Origin of the sequence: Streptomyces sp. NPDC006283 (assembly GCF_040613325.1) — a bacterium.
GTDB lineage: Bacteria > Actinomycetota > Actinomycetes > Streptomycetales > Streptomycetaceae > Streptomyces.
The window spans coordinates 1-10,864 of record NZ_JBEXRZ010000240.1 but is presented as its reverse complement, the minus strand read 5'-3'; the positions used below and the strand labels follow the sequence as shown (position 1 = coordinate 10,864).

General features: G+C 66.1%; 14 protein-coding genes and 3 pseudogenes. 7 read left to right on the top strand and 10 right to left on the bottom strand.

What is annotated here, in order from left to right:
- The first annotated feature begins 468 nt into the window (after positions 1-468).
- On the top strand, positions 469-648 hold the full coding sequence (locus ABZ070_RS31705; protein WP_356638866.1) for a hypothetical protein: 180 nt from the start codon (positions 469-471) through the stop codon (positions 646-648).
- Positions 649-930: 282 nt separating this feature from the next.
- The gene (locus ABZ070_RS31700; RefSeq protein WP_356638864.1) at positions 931-1,563 is read left to right on the top strand and encodes a hypothetical protein; all 633 of its coding nucleotides are present in this window, start codon (positions 931-933) and stop codon (positions 1,561-1,563) included.
- A gap of 404 nt (positions 1,564-1,967) precedes the next feature.
- Here the strand turns inward: ABZ070_RS31700 and ABZ070_RS31695 are convergent, their stop codons facing one another.
- The 3 genes and pseudogenes from ABZ070_RS31695 to ABZ070_RS31685 all read right to left on the bottom strand — a co-directional run.
- Positions 1,968-2,204 carry a hypothetical protein gene (locus ABZ070_RS31695; protein WP_356638862.1) on the bottom strand — a complete coding sequence of 79 codons (237 nt, stop codon included), beginning with the start codon at positions 2,202-2,204 and terminating at the stop codon, positions 1,968-1,970.
- A gap of 204 nt (positions 2,205-2,408) precedes the next feature.
- Positions 2,409-2,969, bottom strand: a complete 561-nt coding sequence (locus tag ABZ070_RS31690; RefSeq protein ID WP_356638868.1) for a hypothetical protein — start codon at positions 2,967-2,969, stop codon at positions 2,409-2,411.
- 324 nt (positions 2,970-3,293) lie between these two features.
- Positions 3,294-3,374: pseudogene (locus ABZ070_RS31685) on the bottom strand (IS5/IS1182 family transposase); the annotation flags it as partial.
- A gap of 769 nt (positions 3,375-4,143) precedes the next feature.
- Here ABZ070_RS31685 and ABZ070_RS31680 point away from each other — a divergent pair.
- The 5 genes and pseudogenes from ABZ070_RS31680 to cutA all read left to right on the top strand — a co-directional run bounded on the left by ABZ070_RS31680 (position 4,144) and on the right by cutA (position 7,946).
- A complete protein-coding gene (locus ABZ070_RS31680) occupies positions 4,144-5,721 on the top strand; it encodes a hypothetical protein (protein WP_356638860.1) in 1,578 nt (525 codons plus the stop codon).
- Positions 5,722-5,733: 12 nt separating this feature from the next.
- Positions 5,734-6,060 carry a hypothetical protein gene (locus ABZ070_RS31675; RefSeq protein WP_356638858.1) on the top strand — a complete coding sequence of 109 codons (327 nt, stop codon included), beginning with the start codon at positions 5,734-5,736 and terminating at the stop codon, positions 6,058-6,060.
- A gap of 84 nt (positions 6,061-6,144) precedes the next feature.
- A pseudogene (locus tag ABZ070_RS31670) lies at positions 6,145-6,734 on the top strand (transposase family protein); the annotation flags it as partial.
- Positions 6,735-7,276: 542 nt separating this feature from the next.
- Positions 7,277-7,414 carry a hypothetical protein gene (locus ABZ070_RS31665; RefSeq protein ID WP_356638857.1) on the top strand — a complete coding sequence of 46 codons (138 nt, stop codon included), beginning with the start codon at positions 7,277-7,279 and terminating at the stop codon, positions 7,412-7,414.
- Between the two features lie 199 nt (positions 7,415-7,613).
- Complete coding sequence (gene cutA, locus ABZ070_RS31660) at positions 7,614-7,946, top strand: divalent-cation tolerance protein CutA (protein ID WP_356638855.1); 333 nt, start codon at positions 7,614-7,616, stop codon at positions 7,944-7,946.
- Between the two features lies 1 nt (position 7,947).
- Here the strand turns inward: cutA and ABZ070_RS31655 are convergent, their stop codons facing one another.
- The 7 genes and pseudogenes from ABZ070_RS31655 to ABZ070_RS31625 all read right to left on the bottom strand — a co-directional run.
- On the bottom strand, positions 7,948-8,211 hold the full coding sequence (locus tag ABZ070_RS31655; RefSeq protein ID WP_356638853.1) for a hypothetical protein: 264 nt from the start codon (positions 8,209-8,211) through the stop codon (positions 7,948-7,950).
- Between the two features lie 69 nt (positions 8,212-8,280).
- Positions 8,281-8,421 (bottom strand): hypothetical protein, encoded by a 141-nt coding sequence (locus ABZ070_RS31650; protein ID WP_356638851.1) that lies wholly within the window; start codon positions 8,419-8,421, stop codon positions 8,281-8,283.
- Positions 8,422-8,560: 139 nt separating this feature from the next.
- Positions 8,561-8,659: pseudogene (locus tag ABZ070_RS31645) on the bottom strand (hypothetical protein); the annotation flags it as partial.
- On the bottom strand, positions 8,623-8,832 hold the full coding sequence (locus tag ABZ070_RS31640; RefSeq protein ID WP_356638849.1) for a hypothetical protein: 210 nt from the start codon (positions 8,830-8,832) through the stop codon (positions 8,623-8,625). The pseudogene ABZ070_RS31645 and the gene ABZ070_RS31640, both read right to left, overlap by 37 nt.
- A 33-nt stretch (positions 8,833-8,865) precedes the next feature.
- Positions 8,866-9,438: an XRE family transcriptional regulator gene (locus ABZ070_RS31635; protein ID WP_356638847.1), complete on the bottom strand. Its 573-nt coding sequence runs from the start codon at positions 9,436-9,438 to the stop codon at positions 8,866-8,868.
- Positions 9,435-10,127 carry a metal-dependent hydrolase gene (locus ABZ070_RS31630; protein WP_356638845.1) on the bottom strand — a complete coding sequence of 231 codons (693 nt, stop codon included), beginning with the start codon at positions 10,125-10,127 and terminating at the stop codon, positions 9,435-9,437. Before ABZ070_RS31630 ends, ABZ070_RS31635 begins: the two co-directional genes overlap by 4 nt.
- Positions 10,128-10,154: 27 nt before the next feature.
- A partial coding sequence (locus ABZ070_RS31625) for a Tn3 family transposase (RefSeq protein ID WP_356638843.1) occupies positions 10,155-10,864 on the bottom strand: 710 nt, incomplete at its 5' end.

Sequence of the window (10,864 nt, the reverse complement as noted above, 5' to 3'; positions counted from 1 at the left end):
GGAAACAGCACTGGAGACAACAAGACCGGCGGTGACCGTTCCGATGCCCGTGCGGATGAGACGGCGCCTGTGTGGCATGAATTCATCCTCCGTAGGGCCCGTTCAGGGACGCAACGACCGTAGGCAGAAAGTCGCACGAACGGGCTGCTCGAAGAGGAGTCGGTAGGCAATTAGCGAAGAGGCGCGCTCGCGTCAGGACCATCCAGGTGAAGGATATGACTCAAATGCCGAAGTCGAGTCGGCTCGCAGCCCGGTCGCGTGGTCCCGCTATCTGCACCGGACCCATGTCAGACCGTGTGATATATGGCGCTTGGTCGTTGGGCTCATCCGGATATTGCCGGATGCGTGAATATGACGATCGTGACCCTGCGGGCGAGGGACACGCGTTCGGCTGACGCCGTCAGAGGGTGTGCCCCGGCTCGGACACTCGGATTGTTATGAGTATTCAAGGGTGATGAGTATGTGCTGGTGAAACACGCCGTCGCATCCTGGCCGGACCTCATGCCCGACCGGCGCATCCGCACCCGGCCCCGCGTCATCAAACGCGCCATCTCGAGATACAACGCCAAAGAGTTCGTCGACCGCACCAGCTACAAGGCCACGATCAGCATCCACATCCTGCCCGCCCCCCATCAGCCCCACCGCTAACTACACGGCATTGCCTCTCTAGCCGCAGCAGCTTCAGAGGGCCTGAGCATCCACTGGGCCGTGTTTTCGGTCACAGTCACTCGCGTCGCGTGATGAGAAGTGTTTCGGCTGTGTTGCAATAAGTGACTGGTAGGTGGGTTCGGCGACTTGGGGATGTATGGAGGGTGAGCAGCCCACGTCCTTCATTCGTTGCAGTGCAGCCGGTCTTGATGCATCGATGGCCTGCCTACGGGCGTGTTCACATTCACCCGGCAGCGTCGCCCGCCAGATAGCGGGGCCGCCATGGCCTTGGAGTTCACCTTGAAGTCGTCGTCCACGCACAGCACTTCTCAGCGGCAGGGCTGCATGATCGGCCTGTTCTGGATTGGTACGAACGGGGCATATCTTGGCATACCTTCATTTGCGCCGACCTCGGGTTTAGCGCTGTCACCAGCAGGGCTGCAGACCCTGGGCCCCGAATCACGAGCATGGGCCTGGTCCGAGTTGCAGGACGTAAAGGTGATCGGCGTCCCGGCCGAACCAACCTTGGGAGAGCGAGTGGAATCCGTCGTATCCGGGCTGCTTGCCTTTGCCCTCGGCGGCACCCCAGGACTGCGCGATATGCCGGACATGATGACCGTGGAACTCGGCACGGCGGAGGGCACCATCGAGATACCCGTCGCCTCCGGGACCAGCGCGTACTCCCGCCAGGAGACCGCTCTCTCGCGCACGCTGCTCACGCGTATCACCCAGGGCACCGCCTCACCCGCGGTCATGACCGAATGGTGGAATGAGACGCGCACTTCCGCCATCCTCCCATCGCATGAGCGCGAGACAGTGCTCCAACGCTGGCTGGCAGCACAGGGCACGTGGCGTCGGCCCGGTTCCGAAGGCGCAGTGTGCGGGCCCACCACCACGCCGCCGGAGCCCGAATAGAGGCGTGGGGCACTCGGACGTCCACGGGGGTCTGTTCAGGGCAGTTCCAGCCCCGTACGCGGCAGCGACTGCCGAGTGGCCCACTGCCCGTTCGTCACGGCGTACCGCGACCAGGCCGATGGCGGCGAGGGCCGCGATGCCAAGTTGTAGTGGTGCAGATGCTCGCCGCCGGCGGAATTGTTGCCCCAGGGTAGCCAGCCTCCCCAGATGCTATGGGTGATCAGCCGCACGGTGCCCCAATATCGTACCGAAGGACGCCCACGTGATGATGAGGGACCGTTGCGTCGGGGTGAGATTCCAGTCCGCGGCCTCGCGCCATCATTCGAGCAGCCGCGGCCGGGCGGATGAGCGTGGCTCTTCGGCTGCCACGCCCGCCCGCGGGTGTACTCCGGCCGTGGGCCCGCTCATGCCCGCCGCTCCCCATGTTGGGCGTCGGACGGTGCACCGACGAGGCTTGCGCGGATGGCGGCGGCCACGTCCTTCATGCAGCGGCGGCAGTAATCCTCGCGGTCCAGCGCGCTCACCAGTGTGAGGATCGACTTGCTGTTCAGGGGCCGGCCGCACAGTGCGCGGCCCTCGTGATCGAGAGCGTGCCAGCGCAGTCCTGGGCCGTACTCCGTTGCCATTTCTTCGGCGCGCATGTTATACATCAGCCACCTCCCACACAAAGGCGGATGCGGTTCACCAGCCATGGCACGGCCTAGTCACCTAACCAGGCGACCTAAATCAGCCGAACGGGTGAATCGCGCACTCCCTGCCCCAGCCCGTGGCGCCACCCGCGTTTACCCAAGGCCGGGGCAGCGAGTGCAGCGAGTTCCTGCAGCTTCGGGCCGTGGCGCGTACGACTACGAGGAGCTCATCAGCTGCTGGGGCGACGGCACCTGGTTCTGGACCTGGGCGCCTGCGCTTGTCCCCGCGGCCTTCACCTTGTTGATGACGTCCTGGTAGCTGTTCACCGTCGAGTCGGCGGAGTCGCGCTTGTGGAACTCGTGAGGCAGGTTCTTCAAGCCCTCGATGCTCGCGGTGAGCGGTGCAAGCGCCTTGGAGAGGGCGGGGTCGGCTTCGGCGTTGGCGACGGCTGCCTTGAGCCGGTTGTACGCGAACGCACCGGCGAGACCGGCCTTGACGAGGGCCATCGTGCGACCGTGATGGCCCTTCTTGAACTTGCCCGCCTTGAAGGGCTTCACGATCCACTCATACGTGGCACCGGCGGCGAGGCCCGCGTCCACCGCGAAGCGGGTCTTGGCGAGCTTCCGTTCCTCTTCGGTGGGGCTGGGGCTCGGTTGGGCGACAGCATTGGTGGTGTCCTGCGGATTGCTGCGGCTGTCGGCGTAAGCGGTCGTGCCGACGAGCAGGGAGCAGCAGAGGGCAAATGCCAAGGCGACGCGCCTTATCGGTACGAGCACGGTCTCCTCCAGGGATGTTGCTTCGGGCACGGTCTCTCCCGGATACGTCTTCCTCGTGGACGACTCAGCTCCCAGCGTCACCCAAGATCGACAGCTACGCCATTCGGGGAAATCTAGAGCCCGCCGGTTTAATCTCATCGAGCGCGGTGACGACGTCCAGCCTGAACATGGCCAGCCGGGAATGCGAGCTATTGAGGCGGAACCGTTGGGTTGCCTGGTCGTCGGTTGAGTGTGATCGAGGTGGGGACATGCGGCGGCTGTCGCCGGCTGCGCAAGAAGATCTGCTGCTGCGCGTGGTAGCGGCTGCTGGAGTCAGGGCGGGTGGCCGCCGGGAGGCCGTTTGCGCCCGGTGGTCACCCACGGTCCGGCTCCCTGGTAGGCGCGGTCGGCGAGAACGGGGGCGCCCGAGGCTCCTGTGCCGATGGGTTGAGACTTCGAACACCTCCCTCAACGGGCGCGGGGGCCTCGTGCGTTGCGTGCCCAGCCGCCGTCACCCGATCAGTGGCCAGGATGAAAGGGCTCAATGATCGATAACCACCCTGAAAGGCAGAATGCCGACCGGAGCAGCCAGAGTGCCTGCATTCGGTCAAATCGCATATACCGGTACCTACCGGGGATCCGATGAACCCTCACTGCGAGCCCCGGGATTGATCGTTGTTCAGCTCCCCGCCGCAGCGTTCGAGCTCAACGGCCCTACATCGATGGAGTTCTGACACTCTCACAAACATCACACTGTCGAGCAGGGTCGCTTTAACGTCAAGTAAATCGGCCTCGCCTCGTCGCGTGAACATTTCCCTATGTCTTGACAGTCCAGTTGGCAACGATATCGTCTAAATCTGCTACCCGCGGTAACAGGCTAGCTGGTGATCGCGGCAAGTGCGCACACCGCCTGAGAGGGGAACGGACAGCTACGGCAATAACACAGGTGCCAGAGCCGGTTCGACCGGCGATGCCAGTCGGCAGCGACGCTGGAGGGGTGAAGCGTTCACCGCCGACTGTTTGTGGGCCCGTACGAGGAGAGGGCACATCCCACAGTCACCCGCAGCCTGGTGAATCCAATTCGAAATATCAGGCATCGACTCACATAGCTATCGCAGGCCTCGACGCCGGCAGCAGACGACAGCGCGAACCAACCCAACCCGCCAGCACAGACACTTTCCAGACGAGGAATCTAATGAGTCACAGCGACAAGCAGCGAGGGCGCCATCGCATGGAAAGGGCCGCCGCCAATCCGAGGAACAAACGTTTCCTTACCGTAACAGCCGCAAGCCTCGCCGTCACCAGCGGCTTACAAATAGCAGCCGCCACCACCAGCTCGGCCAAAGCGCAAGACATGGGCTACTGGGTAGCCCCCGCCAAAGACGGCAGCGTGTACTACGGATTCAACCCCAATGTCCATGAGTACGCGAAGCAGAGCATCACAGCTGCCGCAGACACGTGGAACAAAAGGCTTGGATGGAACTGGCTCCGCCCAGCGGGCGTAGAGCAAGAGCATCAATTGGACATTGAATTGGATGAGTCCGTACGGGGCGAGGTCGTAGCCGCAGAAGGCAAAATGCGACTCAATCCTTGGATTTACGACCGCAGTAAGGCAGATTTTGTAAATTCGCAGCCCGTCCGCAAAGGTAGCAATGGCGAATACGAACTCAGGGATAGCGTTTGGAGCTCAGCGAAGGGAAAACGGGTGGAAAGAGTGCGCCATTTCAGTTCGCTAGAAGCGGCGAAGAAAGCAAGGCTTCAAGACGTGAAGGCAGATGGTCTCTTCCTGGCTGGTCACGAATTGGGGCACGTTGGCGGGCTGGACCACCCAGCGGATGAGACAACCTGCGACTCAATCATGAATACACAAGAAAACGGGGTTCCACAGCCGCAGGGCTGTGGCCCCGATACTCACAAAGGGAATCCTGTCGAGCCGAATGCGGACGAGGTCGCTGTTGTGAGCAGTCACTACCGCCCCGGTGACGACCAGTCACAGCGTATACGGGATGGAAAAGCAGTACTGAGTGACGCCTTGGCCAGGGATGCCGAACAGAAGACCAGCCAGAGCCATGCCAGCACCGCCCAGAACCCCACAAACGGCTTCACGTGGGCTGGTGACCATCACGAGTTCACGGGCGAGAAGGATCCGCAATGGACCTGGACGGGCAACAAGACCGGAGGCGGCCAGTGGACGTACAACCCCAACTCGCCGACCATACAGCCGGGACAGGAACAGCAGGCTGTCACACAACCGTCCGGTAGTGAGCACGCTAAACCGGCCGACCCGGCCGCTCCCGGGGAGCAGCAGGCGCGGGCGGATGCTCCGGCGGGTGACCCTGGTGCTACTCCCGCTGCCGCGCAGCAACAGGCTCAGACAGAGCAGCCTCAACAGCCGCAGGCAGAGTTGCAAGCTGTGGCACTGGTTGGGAACGGGGGCACGTCGGCGGCTGATGGTCCGCTGTCGTCGGGTTGGTGGGACCAGTGGAGGCAGCAGACGTTTGGTGCGCAGCCGCCGACGCAGCTGGACCCGCCGGTGCTGCCGACTGTCGTGCTGCCTTCCGATGGGCAGAAGAACGAGCAGTCCGCTGACATCTCGCAGCAGTACCACGGCCAGCAGCAGGCGCAGGAGCCGTCGGCTGCCCAGCCCCTGACGCATCCCGAACAGGCCGATGCAGGCGGTGGAGACCCGTGGGGAGTCAACAACTACGGCAACAACACTGGTGACAGCGTCGGTTCGACCGGCGACACCAGTAGTGGCGAAGGTGAGTGGTGAACTCTTGACCACTTGTGGGAGTGCACCAAGACCGGCAAGTACAGGGTCGACTCGCACGAGGACGCTAAGCCCCGCAAGCTCGGCGGCGCGGCCGGACGGCCTGGTCGAGATCACACTCATCGGCTCGCAGCTCGTGACTACCTCAAGACACTCGAAGAGGACGTCAGCGGCGGCGCGTTCGCGGATAAATCGATCGAGCAGCTCGCGCGGCGGATGTACGACGCGATCGCCCCGGTGGTCGACCGGATCGAGAAGGGCAAGCCACCCACCGAGGTCCCTCAGGCCGTCGTCGACGACGCAGCCGTCCCCGCCGGCCCCGAACCCTCGAAGGCCAGCTGACGGCTTACGGGTTGGTGCGTGTAATGGGGGAGGGGGCGTTGCGGCGTTGTCGCTGGTGGATGGCATGATCCGCCCGTGGCGATCTTGGCGAATCGAACGGTCCTGGCGCATCGGCTGTTTACGGGTATCTGCCGAGTCATCTCGCATGCCTGATCGAGGAGTTGGCACAGCCGTGGCAGGCCGGTGTCGAGGGCCGCCGTCACGATGCACGCGGCGGCGTGAGGAAGCGGGCTGCGGGGGCCGGTGCCTGGCATCAGCTGGTCTTCGTCGACCGGCTGATGGCCACGCTGATTATCTGCGGCATGACCTCCCGCACTCGGTGCTGGGGCTGCTGTTCGGTGTCGACCGCTCTACTGTCACCCGCGCGATCGGTGAGATACGCGCCCTGCAGGCCGGGCGGGGGACCCGACCGTCCCGGCCTGCGGCTTCGGACGCTGGCGGATGTGTTCGCCTACGCAGAGGCTGAGGGTATCGAGCTTCGTCTGGACGCCACCGAGATCCAGGTTCGCCGGCCTGTGGCCGGCCGCGGCGGGCGGCGAGTGTTCGTCTCCGGCAAGAAGAAGCAGAACACCATGAAGGCCACCGTGATTGCTGACTACAAGGGCAGCACGTTATGGACCGATGCTCTGGGACCTGGGCGGATGCATGATGCGACCGCTGCCCGCAACGAGGGCCGCCTAGCTAGAAGCCTCTCCTGCGCTCCACTCGCATCCGTCGGGACTCGACCGGGGGCCGTAGAACCTGCGGCGGCTGGAGCTGTCTGTCCTGAACGGCTCCGCGCCACCCAGCCGCATCGGTGGCGCGGAGCCTGTTCATTGGGGAGCCTGCGCGGGGCCTTCACTCCTAGGGCCAAGGGCGCCTCAGCCGGTTGCAGTGGTGCAGGCACGGTTCCCGATCATGGAGTTCTCACGCTTCATGATCACCGAGGGTCGCCGATCATGCGGTCGTAGGCGGACAGGACGAGCAACCTCAGTTCTTCCCACACCGAGCGCGATCCACTCATCCCGGCGTCGGCGCAGGGTCAAATACCGGACCAGGCTGGCGCACCCGACCAACGCGGACCCGCTCGGATCCACCACCGCGGAACAGTGCGGTACGTACCGGCGACCGGCATGGTCCTCGTGCCCTGCAAGAAGCCCCCGCCCCGTGCGCCCACACGTCCTGTTCACGCCCGGCACCCACGGCAACGCGGTCCGCTGCTCGCCGTCCATGGCGCATGGTCGCCGGAGACGACTACGAGTCGTTCACGATGAACATGCTGCTCGACAAGGGCTTCGCCGTCGTGATCACCGACTGCGCCGGTGTAGGGCTCCCGTACGGCCGGCCCCGCCGCCGTGTCCGACCCTCGGCCTGAACGCCCTGGACGCGGTACGTGCCGCCCGCAACCCTCGAGCGCGTGATGCCTGCCAGCGGCGTGCCGGTAGACGGCCCCTGGGCGGTACGGGGCTATTCACAGGGAGGGGTCGCCTCCTCCTGGCGGCCAGCATCCAGATGACGCACCCGAGCTCAGCGGCCGGTTCGTCGGGACGGCCAGCGGCGGGAGGGTCGCGTCCATGACAGACTACGTGCAGGTATCGACCGCGATCGAGACCCGTGAACAGGCCGTCCAGTTGGCCCAGTCCGTCGTGAAAGAGCGTTTGGCCGCCGGGGCCCAGATCATCGGGCCCGAGACGTCCCTCTTCTGGCGTCTCGGAGAGTTCGGCACCGGCGAGGAGTGGCAGCTGCTACTCAGCACCCACACCGACCGGTACCCGGCGCTCGAGGCGCACCTCCTCAAGCACCACCCGTGGGAGACGCCTCAGGTGCAGGCCGTGCCGATCGTGGCCGGTTCCCCCGGGTGCTTGAACTGGCTGTCCCAGAACACCAGCCCGGAGAGCGGAAAGTAGGTCAGAGCGCGGTTTTGTCGAGCGCCTCGTCGGCGGCTGTGACCCCGCGGTGCGCGGCGAGGCGCTCGAGGACCGGCTGCAGTCGTCGCCGTGGCCGGACGGAGGCGACGCCGTTGGTCAGGTCGAGCGCTCGGCAGGTCACCTTGGCGGCCTGCTCGACCTCCCCGGCCGTCATGTACGAGTCGGCCAACCATGTCAGGTACAGAGCCTTGTCACGAGCGTGGCTGTCGTCGAACCCGGCGAGCGCACTCTCCAATACCGGCACGGCTCGCAGGGAGCGACGTAGCTCGGTCTAGCACCGGCCGCCCATGATTTGCAGCTCCCTCTGGTCGACCTAGGATGCCCAGTCGGGCTGCGGCGAGCCGTCCGCGCTGTTCAGCGCTTCCTGGGCTGCGTCCAGGGCGCGTTCGGTCTCCGGCGCTATCCCGGCCACCGCGCATGCCCAGGCGCGCCGCTCGTGCAGCAGGGCACGCACGCCGGCTTGAGCGTCCGGTGTGAGCGTCTCGCAAGACCGTGTCGCGAGTTGCTCCACATCGATCTTGGCGTATCGTCGCCGGGCAGACCGACGGCTTGGCCCCGCTGGTGAAGAACTCCGGTGCGCCGCACTCGTCGGTACTGATGTGGCTGTCGTAGTGGCACAGCACGCTGCCCCAGGGCGGGGTGAGGGCGGCCAGGCTCAGGGCGTTGGCCGCGGACCCGGTGGAGACGGGCAGGACGTCGACGTCGCGTTCGAAGACTCGGCGAAGCGGGCGCGTGCACTGGCCGTATGGCGGTCGGCGCCGTAGGGCAGGTCCTGGCCGGCGGCCGCGGCGGTGACGGCCTGGACGATCTCGGGCGAGGCGCCGGCGGTGTTGTCGCTGGTGAATATCCGCTGGGTGCCGGGCACGGTGGGGCGGTGATGTTCATGTTCAGGGGTCTTTCAGCTGATGATGGGGGAGGCGATGACGACGGTGACGTCGGCCGCCTCGGGGCCGGTGCGGTAGATGTGCGGGGCGTCTCCGGCGAAGGCGAGCAGGTCGCCGGGGTGCAGGTCGGTGGGGGCATCGCCGGGTCCGGCTGTGAGGTGGCCGGAGGAGACCAGCAGGTGCTCGATGGTGCCGGTGGCGTGCGGCACGCCGTCCAGATGGGTGCCGGGGGGCATGCGCAGCCGCCAGATCTCCAGGCTGTTGCCGCTGCTGATGCGGCGCAGCAGTTCGCGTCCCACTTCTCCGTCGGCCAGGTCGGTGCCGGGCACGAACACCGGTCCCGGGTCGATGTCGCGGGCGAGCAGGTCGGTCAGTGGGATGCGCAGGGCGATCGCGAGCGCGTCGAGGGTCTCGATGGTCGGGTTGCCCCGCCCGGCCTCCAGCTGCGAGAGCGTCGCCTTGCTCAGGCCCGCCCGGCGGGCCAGCTCGGCGCTGCTCATGCCGCGCTGCTCCCGGCGCTGGCGGATCTGGGCTCCGACCGCGATCGCGGTGCTGCTGGCGGGCCGGCGCTCCCCCGGCGGTGTCATGACCGCTCCCGGTGGCCGGCGCTGTAGGAGACGCGGATCCGGCCCTTCTTGACCTTCAGGGTCGGCAGCACGACGTCGGCGAGGTCGCCGAGACTTCGCACGTGGGTCCCCCCGCACGGCGCCGAGTGCAGATGGGCCAGGTGCACGATGCGGCGCCCCTCGGCATCGTTCTCCCAGGTCACCGGCCAATCCTGCGCGATGGCCTTGGCAACCTCGGCACGGAGCGCCTCGGTGGCATCCTCCCGGCCTTCCGGGGTGTCCAGGCGGGCGTCAGGCTGCGGCGCGGTGAACTCGATCCGGGCCTGGCCGGGGAAGTGGTTGTTCGCGGCCAGGACCCAGCCCTGGGCCCGTCCGGCCGCCTCGATCAGGTGGCCGGCCGTGTGCAGCGCGGCATGCTCGGTGCGCAGCGGCAGGTCGATGCGGACCTCGACCGGCTGTTCGGCTGAGAATTCCGGCAGCGCGTCGTCGCCGCAGGCCACGGCCATGACCAGCCCGGAGTCGTGGTCGCGTACGGGAGTGATCTCATGACCGTCCACCCACCCGCGGTCGGCGGGCTGACCCCCGCCCTGCGGATGGAACAGACAGTGCTCGACCGCCACCCACGGTGCGCCGTCGTGCTCGCCTATGGCGGCCACCTGGGTGCGGGCCTGTGCTTCGTATGTATCTGCGTAGTAGGCGGGAACCTGCATGACACCCTCGCTAGGATAGATAGCGAACTATACGTTCACTATAACGAACAACTGAGGGTGTTGTGCCTGTGAGCAGTGTCGCCCGAAATGCATCGCCGTGGTCGGCTCCCGACGGTCAGTCCTGCTCGCCGTCGTCCTCGTCGAGGTGCACGGTCGCCGGGTCCCGCAGGGACCGCAGCCCCTCACGCGGCGGACGGGCGGCGAAGCTGTAGCGGCCCAGGCAGTTGAGGTTGGCATGCTTGAGCGGCGAGAGCGGGCCACGTCCTCGTCCAGGACGTCGTGCTCCCGCTCATCCGCTGGAAGACCCCGCAGGTGCTCGACCGCGGCGTCCATGGTGGTGCCGTGCCGCATCGCGCCCTCGACCATCGCGGCGACCTCGGAAGCGGTGCAGTTGATCAGCTGGTAGTGGATGGCCAGGGACTTCTTCTCCACGTGCCAGTAGATGAGCACCCCACGGCCGCTGTAGCGCGAGTGCCACTCGGTGAACAGGTTCTGGTCGTAGGCCCTCACGTGCGTGGAGTCGGAGGCCACCGCGGTCGAGCCTTGGCCCCACAACTCGGCACTGCGGGCGGCGAAGGTGGCGTTCGCGATCTCGATGGTGATCTGCCGGGCCGTCTCCGGGGTGAGATACCGGCGGCGCACGTAGCGCAGTTCGTCCTCGGTGTGGCCGTGGCCGCCGGAGGCGACGGCCTTGATCCCGGTGTTCGTGCCGTAGGCGTAGATCACCAACAGCAGGC

Coding starts and splice junctions, on each gene's coding strand:
- ABZ070_RS31700 (WP_356638864.1), top strand. CDS start 931: ATGGCCTTGGAGTTCACCTTGAAGTCGTCGTCCACGCACAGCACTTCT.
- ABZ070_RS31695 (WP_356638862.1), bottom strand. CDS start 2,204: ATGCGCGCCGAAGAAATGGCAACGGAGTACGGCCCAGGACTGCGCTGG.
- ABZ070_RS31680 (WP_356638860.1), top strand. CDS start 4,144: ATGAGTCACAGCGACAAGCAGCGAGGGCGCCATCGCATGGAAAGGGCC.
- ABZ070_RS31665 (WP_356638857.1), top strand. CDS start 7,277: ATGGTCGCCGGAGACGACTACGAGTCGTTCACGATGAACATGCTGCTC.
- cutA (WP_356638855.1), top strand. CDS start 7,614: ATGACAGACTACGTGCAGGTATCGACCGCGATCGAGACCCGTGAACAG.
- ABZ070_RS31635 (WP_356638847.1), bottom strand. CDS start 9,438: ATGACACCGCCGGGGGAGCGCCGGCCCGCCAGCAGCACCGCGATCGCG.
- ABZ070_RS31630 (WP_356638845.1), bottom strand. CDS start 10,127: ATGCAGGTTCCCGCCTACTACGCAGATACATACGAAGCACAGGCCCGC.